General features: G+C 55.9%; 12 protein-coding genes and 1 pseudogene. 8 read left to right on the top strand and 5 right to left on the bottom strand.

Annotation, left to right across the window (positions count from 1 at the left end; genetic code table 11):
* Positions 1-178: 178 nt before the first annotated feature.
* The 3 genes from RGU44_RS16725 to RGU44_RS16715 are packed head-to-tail and all read right to left on the bottom strand — an operon-like array spanning position 179 to position 4,469.
* Entirely contained in the window at positions 179-2,326 is a 2,148-nt protein-coding gene (locus RGU44_RS16725) for an EAL domain-containing protein (RefSeq protein ID WP_322182240.1), read from the bottom strand.
* Entirely contained in the window at positions 2,323-2,736 is a 414-nt protein-coding gene (locus RGU44_RS16720) for a response regulator (protein WP_322182238.1), read from the bottom strand. Before RGU44_RS16720 ends, RGU44_RS16725 begins: the two co-directional genes overlap by 4 nt.
* Positions 2,721-4,469 (bottom strand): PAS domain-containing sensor histidine kinase, encoded by a 1,749-nt coding sequence (locus RGU44_RS16715; protein ID WP_322218192.1) that lies wholly within the window; start codon positions 4,467-4,469, stop codon positions 2,721-2,723. Before RGU44_RS16715 ends, RGU44_RS16720 begins: the two co-directional genes overlap by 16 nt.
* Before the next feature lie 320 nt (positions 4,470-4,789).
* Between RGU44_RS16715 and RGU44_RS16710 the strand changes: the two genes are divergently transcribed.
* The 8 genes from RGU44_RS16710 (at position 4,790) to RGU44_RS16675 (ending at position 15,354) form a co-directional block, all read left to right on the top strand.
* Positions 4,790-5,056, top strand: coding sequence for a helix-turn-helix transcriptional regulator (locus RGU44_RS16710; protein WP_322182234.1), 267 nt, complete (start codon positions 4,790-4,792; stop codon positions 5,054-5,056).
* A gap of 108 nt (positions 5,057-5,164) precedes the next feature.
* Positions 5,165-5,689 (top strand): HipA N-terminal domain-containing protein, encoded by a 525-nt coding sequence (locus RGU44_RS16705; protein ID WP_322218189.1) that lies wholly within the window; start codon positions 5,165-5,167, stop codon positions 5,687-5,689.
* A gap of 26 nt (positions 5,690-5,715) precedes the next feature.
* Positions 5,716-5,985 carry a hypothetical protein gene (locus RGU44_RS16700; protein WP_322182230.1) on the top strand — a complete coding sequence of 90 codons (270 nt, stop codon included), beginning with the start codon at positions 5,716-5,718 and terminating at the stop codon, positions 5,983-5,985.
* Between the two features lie 1,028 nt (positions 5,986-7,013).
* The gene (locus RGU44_RS16695) at positions 7,014-9,863 is read left to right on the top strand and encodes a class I SAM-dependent DNA methyltransferase (protein WP_322218187.1); all 2,850 of its coding nucleotides are present in this window, start codon (positions 7,014-7,016) and stop codon (positions 9,861-9,863) included.
* Positions 9,860-10,921, top strand: a complete 1,062-nt coding sequence (locus RGU44_RS16690) for a PDDEXK nuclease domain-containing protein (RefSeq protein WP_322218184.1) — start codon at positions 9,860-9,862, stop codon at positions 10,919-10,921. The genes RGU44_RS16695 and RGU44_RS16690 overlap by 4 nt, the downstream gene beginning before the upstream one ends.
* Positions 10,918-13,032 carry a DEAD/DEAH box helicase gene (locus RGU44_RS16685; RefSeq protein ID WP_322218181.1) on the top strand — a complete coding sequence of 705 codons (2,115 nt, stop codon included), beginning with the start codon at positions 10,918-10,920 and terminating at the stop codon, positions 13,030-13,032. The genes RGU44_RS16690 and RGU44_RS16685 overlap by 4 nt, the downstream gene beginning before the upstream one ends.
* A complete protein-coding gene (locus RGU44_RS16680) occupies positions 13,025-14,200 on the top strand; it encodes a GIY-YIG nuclease family protein (protein WP_322218178.1) in 1,176 nt (391 codons plus the stop codon). The genes RGU44_RS16685 and RGU44_RS16680 overlap by 8 nt, the downstream gene beginning before the upstream one ends.
* A 491-nt stretch (positions 14,201-14,691) precedes the next feature.
* Positions 14,692-15,354 (top strand): inovirus Gp2 family protein, encoded by a 663-nt coding sequence (locus RGU44_RS16675; protein ID WP_322218175.1) that lies wholly within the window; start codon positions 14,692-14,694, stop codon positions 15,352-15,354.
* Positions 15,355-15,754: 400 nt separating this feature from the next.
* Here RGU44_RS16675 and RGU44_RS16670 read toward each other — a convergent pair.
* Positions 15,755-16,284 (bottom strand): annotated as a pseudogene (locus RGU44_RS16670) (transposase); the annotation flags it as partial.
* 140 nt (positions 16,285-16,424) lie between these two features.
* Positions 16,425-17,528 (bottom strand): alpha/beta hydrolase, encoded by a 1,104-nt coding sequence (locus tag RGU44_RS16665; protein WP_322218172.1) that lies wholly within the window; start codon positions 17,526-17,528, stop codon positions 16,425-16,427.
* Between the last annotated feature and the right edge of the window lie 95 nt (positions 17,529-17,623).

Here is a 17,623-nt window from a genome sequence, read left to right as displayed (position 1 = left end):
TCGACAGCCAAGAAAGAGCAAAAGGTGTACCAGAAGAGCAACCTACTGATTTATATAGGATTAGTTGTAGAAGCGGAGAGGGCGATCTGTTGCTGTGGGTGCAAAGTGCTTTATGACTGTTTGCGTGGCAACAGTTGGGGCTTCGGTTGTTTGATAGGGATCGGCTGTAACGCTGAATTTACAGCGGCTGGCGCACTTTGCATGGGGCCAGCAATGTCAGACGTTTATCCTCGCGCAGTAACTGATCGATGGCATGCAGTCCCAGCGGACGACTGAACAGATAGCCTTGGATCTGATCGCAGTGGTTGCGTAGCAGGAAGTCCATTTGCTCGACGGTTTCCACGCCTTCGGCAATCACATCCAGTTTCAGGCTATGCGCCAGGTGGATGATGGCCAGGACGATGGCGGCGTCTTCCGAGTTGACGGTAACTTCACGAATAAAGGAGATATCGATTTTCAGCGTATCGATTTGAAACCGGCGCAGGTAGGACAGGCTCGAATAGCCGGTGCCGAAGTCATCGATGGACACCTTGATGCCCAGGCCGCGCAATTTTTGCAGGCTGACGATGGTGCGCTCGGTATTGATCATGAGTGAGCTTTCGGTCAGTTCCAGTTCCAGTAAATCGGCTGCAACATGGTTGTCCGTGAGGGCGCGGATGATATCGGTCCACAACTCGCCCTCATTGAATTGGCGGGCCGAAACGTTTACTGACACTTGAACCGGGCCGATGCCCGAGCGTTGCCACTGGGCGATCTGCTGACAGGCAGTGGCAATTATCCATTTGCCGACCTGGATGATCATCCCGGTCTCTTCCAGGGCCGGAATAAAGGCATTGGGTGAAATCAAACCATGACCGGGACGTTCCCAGCGCAACAAGGCTTCCAGGCCGCAGACGCGCCCGTCGCTCAGGCGCACTTTGGGCTGATAGTGCAGGACGAACTCTTCATTCTCCACGGCTTTGCGCAGGGCTGTTTCCAGATCAAGGCGGGCCAATACCTCAGTGTTCATTTCGGCGGTAAAGAATCGATAGCTGTCGCGACCGGCTTGCTTGGCCCGATACATGGCGGTGTCGGCGAATTTGATCAAGGTATCAGGAGCGGCGTCATCGTCGGGGTAGAGGGCAATCCCGATGCTTGCGGTCACCGAGACTTCATGGCCCTTTAGATGGAAGGGTACACGCAGTTCCTCGCGGACTTTGTTGACCATTGAGGTCGCGCCTTTCTGGCCGTCCTGCGTCATCAGGATGAGCGCAAACTCATCGCCGCCCAGCCGTCCGACGGTGTCCCTGATGTTCACGCATTGCACCAGACGATTACTGAGCTGGCGTAACAGTTCGTCGCCGATGGCGTGCCCGAAGGTTTCATTGACGTTCTTGAAGTGGTCCAGATCAATGAACAGGACCGCCACTTGCCATCCGTTGTCTGCGGCTTGAGCGAGGGTGATTTGCAGGGTGGCATAAAACTGGGTGCGGTTGGGCAGGCCGGTGAGGGCATCGTAATGGGCCATATGCAGCAGGCGCTTATCGGCCTCTTTGCGCTCGGTGATGTCGCGCACGACCCCGACGATGATCCATTCCTCTCCCGAGCGATAAGCCTGACGGCGAATCTCGACCTGCACGTGCGAGCCGTTCTTGCACCGCAATTGGGTTTCGGTCAATTCATTGGCATTTTGGCCGGTGATAATATCGTCAAACAGCACCTGCAAATCCGCCGTGGAAGAGCCGTCCAGTTCACCGGGGCACATCTGCAACAGTTCTTCGCGGCTATACCCGAGCATGTCACAGGCGCTCGCATTGAATTCGACGAAGCGCAAGGTGCTGCGATGGATAAGTGTGATCGCGTCCGCAGTGACGTCCATCGCCGCGCGAAACTGCTGCAGATCTGCAGAGCGTTGCTGTACCTGATCCTCCAGTTTTGCGCTGTGTTTGCGAAGCAAGTCGCCAAACGTTTTGAGTCGCAGCAAATTTCTCACACGCAGCCACAGTTCGGCCCGGTCCACCGGCTTGCTCAGGAACTCTTCGACGCCGGCTTCCAGAGCAGCCAGGCGCGAGCTGCGGTCGCTCAACGCGGTTAGCATGATGATTGGAATACTTGAGGTCTCGGCGTTGGCCTTGAGATGGCTGGCGACCTGACAGCCATCCATCCCAGGCATCATGACGTCGAGCAGAATCAGGTCTGGCTGGGCGTACTTGATCGTTGCCAACGCCTGTTCGCCACTCACTGCGGTGCGGGTCCGATAGCCCTCGTGCTGCAATAGCAATTCCAGCAGCTTGCGTACCTGGGGGTCGTCATCGACGATCAATACGGTTGCAGATGAACTGATCATGGGTTTGGCTCGGGCGGAGTCATGTGAGGGGCGCTCGGCCCTGCGCGGTTGGTCAACAACGTGTCGATCGCAGCGTACAGTTCCCGGTAGCGCAGAGGCTTGGCGATGTAACCGTCGCAGCCGGCGATCTGACTCTTTTCCTTATCCTCCTTCATGGCCATCGCCGTCAGCGCTATGACGGGAATATTGGCCGTGGCAGAGTCCTGCTTGAGCAAGGCGGTAGCGGCAAGCCCGTCCATCCCGGGCAACTGAATGTCCATCAGGATCAAGTCCGGTTGTTGCTCGCGCGCGAGTGTCAGGCCGGTTTCCGCGTCCACCGCACACAACACGGTATGGCCCGCATTGCTGAGCAGCAGCCGGGCCAGCTTCATGTTGGCTGCATTGTCTTCAACGATCAGTACATGGGCCATGGCGTTGTCGCTCTTGTTACCTGCGGTCGCGGGGTTTGTCCTGAATCACGTAATGGCAGCCAGACCACAAAGCGTGCGCCGGCCCCAACCAGACTGGCAACGGCCACGCTGCCGCCGTGTAATTGGGCGAGTTGCTTGACCATCGCCAGCCCCAGTCCCGTGCCCTCGAATTTTCGTGCCAGGCTGCTGTCGATCTGGCTGAACGCCTGGAACAGCTTGGCCATGTCCTCTTGGGAAATACCGATGCCTGTATCGCTCACACAGAGTTCAAGGAATTGCTTATGTTCGCTGTCGGCGAGGGGGAAGCCGTACACTGGCCACTCGCCAGCCAGTGTTCCCACCACATCGCGATCAACCCGGCGGGCCGAGAGGATGACACGGCCACCGCTCGCACTGAACTTGACCGCGTTGGCCAGCAAGTTGTAGACAATTTGCTTGGTCTTGCGCGGGTCCAGCACGAGTACGCCGAAGTCTTCAGCGGTGTCCAGCTCAAGACGGATGCGCTGGGCCGCCGCCTTTTCCCTGACGATTGACAAGCTATTGCCCAGCAAACTCTGCAGGTCAACCGCTTCCAGTTCCAGGGCCATCATCCCGGCTTCAACCTTGGACAGGTCGAGGATGTCATTGATCAGAGACAGCAAATGCTGGCCGCTGGTGAAAATATCACCGACATATTCGAACTGAGTCGCGCTCATCTCACCCGCCAGACCATCCTTGAGCGCCTCGGAAAAACCGATGATGGCGTTCAGGGGCGTGCGTAATTCGTGCGACATGGTGGCCAGAAATTCCGACTTCATGCGGTTGGCATGTTCCAACTCGATATTCTTTTCCTCCAAGGTGCGCTCGAAGCGTTTGCGCTCGGTCACGTCACGGGCTGCGGCGAAAACCCCCTGTAGCTTGCGGTCGCGGTCATGAAACGTGGCGGCGTTGTAAGACACTACCGTCTCCGTGCCGTTATGCGCGCGCACCGTCAGCTCATAGTCGCTGACCTTGTGCTCACTGAGTACGCGTTTGATGGCTGCATCCGCGCGCACCGGATCGGTAAAGAATTTTTTGCAGGGTGCGCCGATCAGCTCATCACGGGTACGACCGGTGAGGGCCATCATTTGTTGGTTGACGTCGGAGATGATCCCTTGGGGATCGGTCATCATCAACGCATCGATATTGGATTCGATCAGGGAGCGCGTGTAGAACTGCTGATCGCGCAAGCGCTGATCGAGCAATGCCTGGGCGGCTTCCTCCTGCTTGCGTGCTGTGTTGTCAGTGCCGATCAACAGATAACCGATGATGTCGTCCTGGGCATCGCGCAGAGCAGTCACCGAGACAATGGCCGAGAAACGACTGCCGTCCTTACGGATGTAGGTCAGCTCGTAGATGTCCTCGATGCCCCGTGATGCTTTGAATACAAGGGCCTCGAAGCCAGGAGTGATAGGTGTGTCCAATTCCAGGCTGAGCGTGGCAGCGCGCGCGATCAACTCTGCAGGGTCAGAGATATCGGCCGGCGTGATCAGGTTGACGACATCCTGGGCCTCATAGCCGAGCATGCGCTCCGCGCCGACGTTGAAAATCTGGATCACACCCTTTTCGTCAGTGGCAATACTGGAGAAATAGGCGCTATTAAAGATAGCGTCCTGCAAGGCGCCAGTCTTGAGCAACGTCTCCTGCCGACGGGACTCGACTATACCTTCGGCGCGTAACAGTCGTGCACCATCGCCTGAACTGCACTCGTCCATTGGATTCTTTCCGTAAACAATCACACCAGCGAACCGAAAAGGCAGCGCCGCAGAGCATGCTCACAGATTGCCGCTAGAAATGCTGGCGAGGAGGAGATGAAGTCCGCTGACGATAACAGATGCAGGAGATTGGTAGCACTTATTCGGATAGGTGTTGCGTTTTTTGCCACTCATAAGCGGGTGGTCTGGGTGGGCCTTCGTAAAAGTGTGCATACGCATCAAGTTGGCGTGGGAATTACGGCAACCGTCGGAAAGATGGGTTGATGACGTTATGGCATTCGTTCACTAGAAACACACGAGTTGATGCTTGAGGGCTACAAATGAGCACCCTGTTTGATGTGTCCGAAATGCTGAAACAGGCGCGAGGTGAGGCTCGCTTGAGTCAGGATGCCTTGGCCAGCCGTGCCGGCGTATCACGTTCGACGGTGGTGCGTATGGAAACCATGGCTAAAGGTGATATGAGCGTCTCGGCTCTTGTCCGTTTATTGGAAGCCGCCGGGTATGACTTAAAGCTGGTGAAGGCCGGTCATGAACGTACGGTCGAGGCCATTCTGGCCGAGCAGCGTTCAGGGGGGGTTGATTCATGATTCTAGATGTCCATGTCAGCGGAAAAACGGTCGCCAAGCTCTATCGAGAGCGTGATGAGTACGTCTTGAAAATGCCTTCCAGGTACAACTGCGGAGGATTTTGTCAGCTTGACGTTGCCCGTCCGTGAAGCCCCCTGGCGCTGGCCTCGCGATCTTTTCCCGTTTTTTCGGCAGAACCTGCCTGAGGGGTATTTGCTGGGGGGAATCCGCGAAGAGTTTGGTGCGTTGCTTGACGGCACTGACTTGTCACTGTTGGCCGTAATTGGCGGCGCGGGAATTGGCCGAGTGACGGTGACGCCTGAAGGCGTCATGCCTGGCATCGAAATGGAGCCGTTGGAAATAGGCCATCTGCTGAGCGCTGAAAACACGACCGAGCATTTTGCGACGCTGGTACGTCAGTACGCACGTGCAGCCATTTCGGGCGTTGTGCCCAAGTTCATCGCACAGAATGTTGCACATGACGCTTTGCCATTGGGTAATCCCACCCTGCGCACCGGTTTTCATATCATTAAAGGCTCGGACGACACTACGCCTTATCTGGGCTTCAACCGAACCCGCCAGGTTTGTCCGTCGGCGGTCGGCAAATCTGGACGCCGGTACGTACGCTCGAGACCTTTTCTAATGGCCGCTTAGGTATTGCCGCGCGCCAGTACTCTGCAATGGTCGAGCAACTGTGCGAGTCTGCTGTCGCCGTGGGCAAGGAAGTGATCGAGGCCGCAAAGAACGAGCCCGCTTGGCGCGATGTGGCCAAACACATGGTGCATGCCTGGAACGAGGGGATGGAGACGCTACGCAGCCCAAGAGCGGCCCCGCACTTTCGGGGGCTGGATACCGCCATCACCGAGGCGGGCTTCTCAGACCCTCGAGCACCTGAACGCAACCGAGAGCAGGTTGGTCGTTCTGAGTTGTTGGCGCCGAGAAACCGATGACGGAAACCAGGTATCGGGAAAGCAACGTGCTAATCCAATACTGATGCAGAGGGTTTTGTACTGCAGAACTCTCCTCGGCAATTAACTCCGCCGTCTGGCATATGCAAGCACTGCACCGGCACTACCGACCCTCAATTTTTAGCGCCAGCCGAGCGGGCGCTTTAGCAGGGCCGTCGCGGTTTCCCGTAGATGAGAATGGCTTTCCCGCAGGCATTAAAAAGCCGGCTGGTGGGCGGCGTTATTTTTTAGTTTTTACCTTGTTTTGCTGGTCGAGGTGGCGGCTTCGTATTTTGTCCCCCCATTTGTCCCCCCACTCCGGAGTTGAGTGAGTTTTCGGCGTTGACGCCCCATTGGCCGATACTAGCAGCGGCATCGTGTGCAGCGGCTCCGTCTTGGCGATGTTCAAGCATAAACGCCTGCTGTGGGTATGCGTTTTTTTGGATGTGTGCGTCAATCCCGAGTGAATGAGTCGAAGCCCTTAAGCTGATGGTCATTCGCTCATCTGTAGCTAGGATAGCCAGTAACGACTATGGCACCTACCGTCAAACCATCTCCCAGATACGCACGAAAGCCAAATCAGCAGTAGGGGCAGAGTAGAACCTAAAGAAGGGGCCATTGCGCAACCGTCCTTTGTACATGATCTCTTGAGCGCTCTGGACGCTCAATGCCGTGAGTTGAAGCTTAGCGGGACCTGCATATTTACTATAGGGAAGAGCCTTCCTTTACAATCTGCAGCGCCGTGTAGGGGGTAAAACTGACTTCGGATGTTGGTTTGGTTTTTCTTCTGTCACTGCTGGTGGCTCCTGCCTTAGACTCGTTGGTCGTGATCCAGCTGCAATGCGGCCTCGCCGCTACCGGTAGATCCGCTGTCGCCACACGGTATACCACCTCATTCGGGGCTGTCGGAGTTATCAAGACCCAACAGTGACCGGCCGAAGGCATAAGTCTTCAGTGGCGTAGTCCCATCCTCAAAGTCACCGACTACAGTCGCCGTACTCGCTCATTAGTGATCTGGACAGTGGTAAACCATGAATGCAGTAGAAATTGAATCCGCCATATCGGACCTAGCCCTTGAGCCCTTTGACTCGGCGGAGTTCCCGTTTGTCTTCCTGGCCGCTTTTGGCAATAAGGAAACAGCTCTCAAGCGCTTGCGTGCCGGTAACAACAACGCTTCCGACGTACCTGGCGGTGTGCTACTGCGCAGCAACATTCATATCGCCGCATGCGAACCTGGCAGCGTGGGTGAAACGCTTGAGGCGTTGCGTGCCAGCCCGGCCACTACAAAAGCTAAAGCCAAATTCATTCTTGCTACCGACGGGCAAACGCTGGAGGCCGAAGAGCTAATCACGGGTGAAACCATCACCTGTGATTATCCGGACTTTCCCAACCACTTCGGCTTCCTGCTGCCGCTGGCCGGCATCTCCACCATCAAGGAGATCAAGGACAACCCCATCGACGTGCGCGCAACCAGCCGCCTGAACAAGCTATACGTCGAACTACTGGATGAGAACCCGGACTGGGCCAAAGCTGAGCGCCGCACCGACATGAACCACTTTATGGCGCGCCTGGTGTTCTGTTTTTTTGCGGAAGACACCGACATCTTCCGTGGCGATGGTCTGTTCACCAAGGCGGTTGAGCAGTTCAGCGAGCGCGACGGCTCCAACACCCACCAGGTGCTGTCGGAAATCTTCCGCGCCATGAACATCAAACTGGCCGAGCGCGCCACCGCTCAGCCACGCCTTCCCACTTGGGCAAACAGCTTTCCCTATGTGAACGGCGGCCTATTCTCAGGTAGCACCGAAGTGCCGCGCTTTACGCGCATGGCGCGCACGTACCTGCTACACGCCGGGAACCTGAACTGGCAAAAAATCAACCCGGACATCTTTGGCAGCATGATCCAGGCCGTCGCCGATGATGAAGAGCGCGGCGCACTGGGCATGCACTACACCAGCGTGCCCAATATCCTCAAGGTATTGAACCCGCTGTTCCTAGATGACCTGCGTGCGCAACTGGATGCGGCTGTCGACAACAAAACCAAGCTGCTGAACCTGCGCAAGCGCATGGCACATATTCGTGTCTTTGATCCGGCCTGCGGTTCCGGCAACTTTCTGGTCATCGCCTACAAGCAAATGCGCGAGATTGAGGCGGAAATCAATCGCCGTCGAGGCGAGGCCAACAATAAATCGGAAATCCCGCTGACCAGTTTTCGCGGCATCGAGCTACGAGACTTTCCGGCAGAAATTGCCCGTCTGGCGCTGATCATTGCCGAATTTCAGTGCGACGTATTATATCGCGGCCAGCAAGATGCACTAGCCGAGTTTCTGCCACTGGACTCGCAGAACTGGATTGTTTGCGGCAATGCTCTACGCTTGGACTGGCTAAGTATCTGCCCGCCAACCGGTACAGGGGTGAAGATACTGGCTGATGATTTATTTGGCACGCCGCTGAATCAGGCGGAGATAGACTTCGAAAATGAAGGAGGCGAAACATACATCTGCGGCAATCCACCGTACGCTGGCTCAAACGTCAAGCCGCCTAAGGACGCGAGCAACGAACAAAAGGAGCGTTTGAAGAAGGAAGCTGAAAGTCGTAAATCGGACTTGAAGTTTGTCTTTGAAAAGCGCGCAAGCACGTTTGGAACACTGGACTATGTCGCTGGTTGGTTTATGAAGGCCGTTGATTACGGCAAACAGACAAAAACTGCGACTGCATTCGTGGCAACTAACTCTATTTGCCAAGGTCAGCAGGTTCCGGTTTTGTGGCCGCTGATTTTGGCGGAAGGGTACGAAATAGCGTTCGCGCACACGTCGTTCAAGTGGAAAAATTTGGCTGCAAAGAATGCCGGTGTGACGGTGGTGATTGTTGGCCTTTCAAATCAGGCCAGTAAAAGTCGGAGGCTGTTTGTTGCAGAGAAGGAAGGAGCTCTCACTGTAAAAGACGTTGAAAATATCAACCCTTACCTGGTTCCTGCCAAGAATGTCATTGTTGCGCCTAGCTCGGCCCCAATAAGTGACCTTGCGGAAATGAGCTTCGGCAGCATGCCGAATGACGGTGGCCACCTGCTGATGAGCTTTGATGATGCAACGTCAGCGATTAAGCAACATGAAGTGCAACCGAAATTTATTCGTCCGGCATTAGGCACGAAAGAATTCATTAATGGTATCGAGCGTCGCTGTATCTGGGTACGCCAAGCCGATTGCGAGAGTGCTTCTGCCAACACCTGGCTCCGTACCCGTTTTGAGAGCGTGCAAGAAAAACGCCAGTCAAGTGATCGAGCTGCAACGAAAAAGCTTGGCTATGTACCATACAAATTCGGAGAGGTGCGTCAGACCGGTGAAGAAGTTGTAATGATTGTAGCTAAAACATCTTCGGAACAGCGTGATTATCTACCCGTATCTTTATTTCCACGCGGGACCATCGTAACAGAGGCATTCGCCTTTTATGATGCCCCGCGCTGGTGCATGGCCCTCATCGCTAGCCGCCTGCATTTGGTCTGGGTTGCCACCATCTGCGGGAAGATGAAAACTGACTACCGTTACTCCAATACCCTCGGCTGGAACACCTTCCCAGTTCCACTGCTCACCGAGCAGAACAAGGCCGATCTGACTCGCTGTGCCGGGGACATCCTGCTAGCCCGCGAAGCCCACTTCCCCGCCACCATTGCCGATCTCTATGAGGTCAACGATGGCGTTAGCCGAATGCCGGACAACCTACGGCACGCCCACGAGCGCAACGATGAAGTACTGGAGCGCATCTATATCGGTCGCCGTTTCAAAAACGACACCGAGCGACTGGAAAAGCTGTTTGACTTCTACACCAAGATGACAACATGCACAGCGAAGGGCGCGCTGAAAAAGCCACGAGGGAAAAAGGCATGAGCGTCCCCCCTGTTAGCCTGAGCATGCCGCCCGAAGGCTACGGTGACTGGCTGACCGACCTCAAAGGCCGCATCCATAATGCCCAGCAGCGCGCCACTCTGGCGGTGAACCGCGAACTGGTGCTGCTCTACTGGCAGATCGGTCACGATATTTTGACCCGGCAGGCACAACAGGGTTGGGGTGCTAAGGTCATCGAGCGCTTGGCACAGGATTTGCGCGCAGCCTTTCCCGATATGAAAGGGTTTTCGCCACGCAACCTCAAGTACATGCGTGCCTTTGCCGAGGCTTGGCCGGATGCGCAGTTTGTGCAACAGGCTGCTGCACAATTGCCTTGGGGTCACAATCTGGTGCTGCTAGACAAGCTACCCGGCCCCGAAACCCGCCGCTGGTATGCAGCCAAGGCCATCGAGCACAACTGGTCGCGCAATATTCTGGTGATGCAGATCGAGGCCCGTCTGTTGGAGCGTAGTGGCAAGGCGGTCAGTAACTTCGAGAACCACCTGCCCAAACCGCAGTCTGACCTGGCACGCGAGTCGCTGAAAGATCCTTACCGTTTCGACTTCCTTGGCCTTACGTTCGATGCGCAGGAGCGTGAGATCGAAAATGCTCTGGTCAAGCATGTCACCGAGTTCCTGCTGGAACTGGGCGCAGGCTTTGCCTTCGTCGGCCAGCAAGTGCTGCTGGATGTGGGTGGTGACGAGTTCTTCATCGATCTGCTGTTCTATCACCTTAAGCTGCGCTGCTATGTGGTGATCGAACTCAAAGCCGGCAAGTTCAAGCCCGAGCACCTGGGCCAATTGAGCTTTTACCTTACCGCTGTGGATGCCCAGCTCAAGCACCCACAGGACGGCCCCACCATCGGCCTGCTGCTGTGCAAGAGCAAGAACAAGGTAGTGGCCGAATACGCCCTGCGTGATAACGCCCGCCCCATCGGTGTGGCCGAATACCAATTGGTGGAGTCCCTGCCGGCAGAGCTGCAAACCAGCCTGCCCAGCATCGAACAAATCGAGCGCGAGCTGGCAAGTGATGACGCATCCATAGAAGACGACTCGCAATGACTGGACAGACCCACAACCCCACCAACACCTACACGGTGCCATCGGTATCCATCACCACGGCGCACACAGGGGCTTCTAGCAAAGCCAATGAGTTAGGCATGCGCACGATGCAGGAGCGCGCCTATGCCAAGCGCGGCGAACAGTACCTGCTGATCAAGTCGCCCCCCGCATCGGGCAAGTCCCGCGCCCTGATGTTTATCGCGCTGGATAAGCTGCATAACCAGGGCTTGCAGCAGGCCATCGTCGTGGTGCCCGAACGCTCCATTGGCAGCAGCTTTGCCGATGAGCCGCTGAGCCAACACGGTTTCTACTGGGACTGGCAGGTGGCCCCACAGTGGAACCTGTGCAATGCCCCAGGCATCGACGAACCACGTGTGGCCAAGTCCAAGGTTGACGCTGTGCGCGCCTTCCTGGACAGCAGTGACAAGGTGCTGGTCTGCACCCATGCCACCTTCCGCTTTGCCGTGGAAGAGTTAGGCATCGAAGCCTTCGACAACCGCCTGATTGCCATCGACGAGTTCCACCACGTTTCCGCCAACCCAGACAACAAACTGGGCAGCCAGCTGAGCGCATTCATCAACCGCGACAAGGTGCACCTGGCTGCCATGACTGGCTCCTATTTCCGTGGTGACAGCGAGGCCGTGCTTGCCCCGTCGGAAGAAGCCAAGTTCGATACGGTGACTTACACCTACTACGAACAACTCAACGGCTACCGCTGGCTCAAATCGCTGGATATCGGTTACTTTTTCTACACCGGCAAGTATGTGGATGCGGTCGCCAAGGTGTTGGACCCTGCGCTGAAAACCATCGTCCACATTCCACATCCAGCTGCCCGTGAAAGCCTCAAAGACAAGGAGCGCGAGATAAATGAGATCATGAGCGCGCTGGGCGACTGGCAGGGTGTCGACCCCGTAACAGGATTTCACCTCATCAAAGCCAAGGACGGTCGCACACTGAAAGTGGCCGACCTAGCGGATAACAGCGATCTGGCTAGGCGTTCCAAAGTGCTCGAGGCATTGAAAGACCCGGCGCAGAAGAATAACCGCGACCACGTGGATGTGATCATCGCGATAGGCATGGCGAAAGAAGGTTTCGACTGGATTTGGTGCGAGCATGCACTGACCATCGGCTACCGTTCGAGCCTGACCGAAATCGTGCAGATCATTGGCCGTGCCACACGCGATGCCGAGGGTAAGGAGCGCTCGCGCTTCACCAACCTGATCGCCGAACCCGCAGCCGATCAAGCCACTGTTGCTGAGGCGGTGAACGATATGCTCAAGGCCATTTCCGCCAGCTTGCTGATGGAACAGGTGCTAGCCCCGCGCTATGAGTTCACCCCGAAAGATATAGGGCCGAAAGAGGGTTTCACTTATGGGCCTGAAGGTTACCAACCAGGCGGCACCAACTTGGGCGTGAATGAAACCACAGGCCAGTACCATGTCGAGATCAAGGGCCTGACAACGCCTCAAAGCCCAGAAGCTACGCGTATCTGCAAAGAAGACTTGAACGAAGTGGTGACCAACTTCCTGCAGGACAAAACCGTGCTGGAGCGCGGCCTGTTTGATAAGGAAAATACTCTGCCTGAAGAGCTGACTCAGTTGCGCATGGGTAAGATCGTACGCGAGCGCTACCCAGATTTGAGCGATGTCGATCAGGAAGCCATCCGCCAGCACGCCATCGCTGCCATGAACATTACACAGCAGGCCAAGTTGGTCTTGGGGCAGGCCGATGCAAACGGTGGTGACTCAGTACAAGGCAGTACAGCGCTGCTGGATGGCGTGCGCAAATTTGTCAACGTACGCGAACTGGACATTGACCTGATCGACCGTATCAACCCATTCGATGCTGCCTATGCGGTGCTGGCGAAAGCGATGGATGAGAAATCCTTGCGCCAGGTGCAGGCCAGCATTGCTGCCAAGAAGGTAAGCATTCCCGAAGACGAAGCTCGTGAGCTGGCAAAGCGTGCTCTGCAGTTCAAGAACGAACGTGGTCGTCTGCCTGACATCAACTCCGCAGATGCCTGGGAAAAACGCATGGCTGAAGGCGTTACCGCGCTGGCACGCTACCGCGCCCAAGCCAAAGCGGCGCAGGGAGAATCCGCCAATGGCTGATATGAACGATGACGATCTGCTGGACGCGCTGGGAGTAGAAGCCCCCTCGCTCAAGACAGCCAATCGAACCCCACGCGAAGAGCGCATCATCGCTGGCTTCGAGGACATTCTGAGCTTTTATCAGGCCCATGGTCGCGCGCCACTGCATGGTGATGGCCGCGACATTTTTGAGCGTTTATACGCTGTACGCCTGGATCAGCTACGCAAATTGCCGGAAGCGCATACCCTACTGGCTGAGCTGGATGGCCCCGGCCTGCTGTCCGGCACCGTAGCGCTGGATTTGGATGACCTAGACGAGGACGCCTTGCTGGCCCAGCTGGGTGTTGGCGATGAGCCTGCAGACCAGGACGATATCACCGTGCTGCGTCATGTACGCTCCAGCACTGAAAAGCGTGCAGCTGAGGAAATCGCCGACCGTACACCGTGTGCGGATTTTGACAAGTTCCAACCGCTGTTCGAGCTAGCTGAGAGGGATCTGAAATCTGGCGTTCGCAAAACCCTGCGCTTTGGTCGCGATGCCAGCATTGAAACCGGGAACTACTTCATCGTCGGCGGGCAGTTGGCCTACGTGGCAGAAATCGGCGAAGCCATCAAGGCTCCTAATGGCGAAAGCGATGCGCGCCTGCGCGTCATCTACGCCAATGGTACGGAAAGCAACCTGCTGCGTCGCTCGCTACAACGGGCGCTTTATAAGGATGACACCGGTCGCCGACTGACCGACCCGGATATGGGGCCGTTGTTTGGCGATGCTCCAGAGTCCGACGACATTGAGAGCGGGACTATCTATGTACTGCGGAGCCTATCTAGCCACCCATTCGTCGCCGAGCACCGCGAGCTGATCCACAAGATCGGCGTGACCGGCGGCAAAGTGGAGACTCGCATCGCTGGCGCGGAAAAAGATGCTACTTATCTATTAGCCGATGTTGAGGTGGTCGCCACCTACAAGCTGCACAACTTGAACCGTACCAGGCTAGAAAATATCTTCCACCGCTTGTTCGGCGCAGTGCAGCTCGACCTGACCATCGAAGACCGCTTCGGGCATCCGGTCAAGCCGAGAGAGTGGTTCCTGGTGCCGCTCCATGTGATTAACGAAGCGGTCGAGCGCATTCGGGATGGGTCGATTACCGATGTGGTCTACGATCCCCACTCGGCTCGCCTGGTCAGCTAAAGACACTGATGAGGCAGAGCGATGACTAGATCAATGTCGCGCGCAAACGCGCGACATTGATCTAGTCTGATCCCGAAACTTCTCTGGGCGTCGGCTTGATCAGTCGATGGGCTGAGCTTGCGCCCAGTCATGCGGTCGGTGTTCGTCCTGACCGGGTGGCTTCAGGCAGTAGTTTATTTCCAGAGCATCTGAATCACTGAAGCTGCCACGTTCTTGCCGCATTGTCTGGCACTTCGTTGCTCCACTCCCTTGCGAGTCTGGATCAGTAGGCTTCGGTATTAGTATTATTTATACATCAAATCAATACACCGCTCACTCAATCATAACTATTATCAATAACCAACCATCCCCATCACGCCTACCGCTCGGTGAGTGCCATGAGCCCAGTCCCCCAGTGACGGGATCCAGCATCAGTCGCTCAGCTGAAATCTGCCACCGTAAAAATTTACACAGCCCACTGAGTTTATGAACTCACTCAGTGGATCATCCCCATGGGACATCAGCCCAAGCGTCACCCCGGCAACAGCAATCTCCACCTGCACTACGAGAGCACCTTTCGAGGGCTACCCGTGCTGACGTCCCATACCCCCTTCATTACCAAATACCTTGAAGGCGTATATGAAACCACTCAGTTAGCGCTTAGCGCTCACCGTCGGGTGTTCGCGCTACGTTTCGACCTACATTTCCCAGATGACGACTCAGTACCCGAATCAGATAGCACCGTCATCTCCAGGTTTGTTGATTCCTTGACCTTCAGAATTCAATCAGCACGGGAGCGCTCTGTGCGCCTGAACGGTACTGCTCATCAGACAGAGGTGCGCTGGTGCTGGGTCAGGGAGATTGGGCGGGAGGGTCGCCCGCATTACCACTTCGTCTTACTGCTCAACAAAGATGCGTACCACACCGTGGGACGCTTTCACTCGGCACAAGAGAATACATACAGCCGCATTCATGCTGCATGGGCCGGTGCATTGAGGATCTCTGTCGACGATACCAATGGTTTGGTGCATATCCCTGCCAACGCTGTATATCACCTCTCTCAGGATGATCCAGCGGAGATGGACCAGTACTTCCGTCGCGTGAGCTACCTCTGCAAGGCCGCGACCAAGGTGTACGGCAATCGAAGCCACGTGTTTGGTTGCAGTAGGGGATAGCCCCCCTCCCGGCTAACCTGCAGCAGCTATCTCTGCAAAGCAGCTACTAAAGTCTTTGGGGATGGCAGTCATGGCTGTGGCGTCAGTCGGATTTGAGCGTGCTCGTTGGCCCTCAAATGAAGCCAGAGGGCATTTGATCGACGCTATCAGTACGCTCCCATATAGACCGAAAAGTCTATATGGGGCAGTCACATAGCCTTGCTGACAATCAAGGCTATGACCCTGATCAGTGCCAGCCCCAGGTAGATCAGTTAAAAAAAGCCTATTGAGATAGATATGACCCAATCCAGCAGGTTGATCCGTTATGAAACAATTCACTGACTCCAGCGCCACCCCTCCTTCCGCACTCTTGCGCATACATTACGGCCACACGTTCAGTGGGCTACCTGTCATGTGTGTGCACAAGCAAGTGCCGGTCTGGCAAGGGCGTCAGTTGTCCTCGTTGTCGAACCCCCAGTAGGCATTGAGCTTTTTTCGCAGCACCAACAGCGCGGCGGCTTCGGCCAGCGCCTTGTCTTTGCTGCGCAGTTCACGCTCAAGTTCCTGGATGCGTTTCTTGTCTTTGCGTGCTTGTTCGCGGTCGTCTTTTTGCTGGTCCTGTTCAGACTTCTGGCCGCTGATAAACGCTTGCCGCCAGACGAGGATTTGCTCCGGGTAAAGGCCTTTGCGTCGGCAATACTCTCCCAGGTCGATCTCGGACAAACCGGCGGCCTCAAGGACAACAGCAAACTTCTTTTCGGCTGACCAGTTCTGGGCCAATTGCTTGTTTTCGGGCACTACGTTTCCTTCTGAACTGACCTGCTTGCGCCAGTTGTACAAAGACATTTCGCTCACCCCTTCGCGCCGGGAAACCTTGGCTATCGACAGGTTAAGCGGAGGTAGCAACATCTTGAGCAATGCGGCTCTTCGTTCGGATGAATAGTACGCCACGGTGAATCTCTTTCCGCCCCCGATATGACTTTTCAGGAAAATCCGCAGAGGCGAAAGCACTTTTCTAATTTGAATTGCTCGAACGCAAAGCTGCCTATGTCAGGTGGACTTTGCGCCGATCAATGAAGTTTTTTAACGCACTACTTCTCCAAGTCAACCTTCAAACGCTCGCCGGCATAGATCTGAGCTTCCTGGGCTTTTTGCACCACAGCTGCAGTACCAAAGAACTCGTGGGTTACTCCTGGATAGAGCCTGCGTTCAACGCTCACACCTGCGCTTCGCAGCGCCTGTTCCAGCTGAGCACCGTCGTCACGTAACGGGTCAATCTCGGCGTTGATCAATGTGACCGGAGGCAGACCTTGGAGATTGGCATGCACAAGATCGATGCGCGGATCTTTGGCATCAGCTTGGCTGGTAATGACTTGCGAAATGAACCACAGCATCATCGGACGGTTGAGGGGAATAGCATCGGCGTACTTCAAATACGACTCAGTGTCGGTGTTTGACTGGGCTACGGGATAAACCGACAGCACATGCTTCGGAGCAGTCAACCCCGCCTTATGAGCCGCTACCGCCGTCGCAACGGCAAGGTTCCCACCTGCGCTCTCGCCAGCAAGCGCAAGACGCTTCGGATCACCATTCACCGAAGACGCTTTGGTTGTCAGCCAACGGTAAGCAGCTAGGGCATCTTCATGTGCGGCGGGGAATTTGTTCTCCGGGGCGAGTCGATAGTCCACGGAAACAACGACAGCGTTAGCCTGCTTCGCTAGACCTCGTGCGCCGCCGTCATAAACTTTGCGGTCGGCGAAAACCCACCCGCCTCCGTGGAAGTACAACACTACCGGAAACGGCCCTGTGCCGTCTGGTGTATACACAGTCGCGGGCATCGAGCCTGCAGCGCCCGGCACTTGGATCTCGCGAGTGGTGACGCCTGGCACAAGTGTCGTGGGCGTGCTGTCGCGTTTCTGGTCAGCCAGTACCCCTTTAACGGCGTCGGCCATGGTCGGTTGCTGGCGAGCTTCGGTTGGTGTGATCTTCTCAACTGCTTTGCCATCGAAGCTGGCAAATTTATTCAGCACTTTGTGCATGTCCGAATCAGTGCGCAGCATGCTTTTGGTACCGCTGACAGCAAGCTGAGAAACTGAAGGTTTGTCAGGGTCTCGAACACATCCGCTCAAGCTCAAGAAGGTAACGACTCCGATTGCTGAAAGTGCAATGACCAGTTTGCGATGTTTTGTAATCATTATTTTTTCCTCACACCGACAGCCCGCCTTAATCGCGCACTGCGCCACGGGCGGGCCTTTTCGGTGCTTAGCTATCACGGTTTATGACCTACTCG

The organism is Pseudomonas sp. 5C2 (genome assembly GCF_034314155.1).
Classification (GTDB): Bacteria; Pseudomonadota; Gammaproteobacteria; order Pseudomonadales; family Pseudomonadaceae; genus Aquipseudomonas.
Note: the sequence above shows the minus strand (reverse complement) of the source record. Positions and strands in the feature narration are given on the sequence as shown.

Bases quoted from the DNA above. Each gene is read 5' to 3' on its own strand.
- RGU44_RS16725 (WP_322182240.1), bottom strand. From the start codon at position 2,326: ATGATCAGTTCATCTGCAACCGTATTGATCGTCGATGACGACCCCCAG.
- RGU44_RS16720 (WP_322182238.1), bottom strand. From the start codon at position 2,736: ATGGCCCATGTACTGATCGTTGAAGACAATGCAGCCAACATGAAGCTG.
- RGU44_RS16715 (WP_322218192.1), bottom strand. From the start codon at position 4,469: ATGGACGAGTGCAGTTCAGGCGATGGTGCACGACTGTTACGCGCCGAA.
- RGU44_RS16710 (WP_322182234.1), top strand. From the start codon at position 4,790: ATGAGCACCCTGTTTGATGTGTCCGAAATGCTGAAACAGGCGCGAGGT.
- RGU44_RS16700 (WP_322182230.1), top strand. From the start codon at position 5,716: ATGGTCGAGCAACTGTGCGAGTCTGCTGTCGCCGTGGGCAAGGAAGTG.
- RGU44_RS16695 (WP_322218187.1), top strand. From the start codon at position 7,014: ATGAATGCAGTAGAAATTGAATCCGCCATATCGGACCTAGCCCTTGAG.
- RGU44_RS16690 (WP_322218184.1), top strand. From the start codon at position 9,860: ATGAGCGTCCCCCCTGTTAGCCTGAGCATGCCGCCCGAAGGCTACGGT.
- RGU44_RS16685 (WP_322218181.1), top strand. From the start codon at position 10,918: ATGACTGGACAGACCCACAACCCCACCAACACCTACACGGTGCCATCG.
- RGU44_RS16680 (WP_322218178.1), top strand. From the start codon at position 13,025: ATGGCTGATATGAACGATGACGATCTGCTGGACGCGCTGGGAGTAGAA.
- RGU44_RS16675 (WP_322218175.1), top strand. From the start codon at position 14,692: ATGGGACATCAGCCCAAGCGTCACCCCGGCAACAGCAATCTCCACCTG.
- RGU44_RS16665 (WP_322218172.1), bottom strand. From the start codon at position 17,528: ATGATTACAAAACATCGCAAACTGGTCATTGCACTTTCAGCAATCGGA.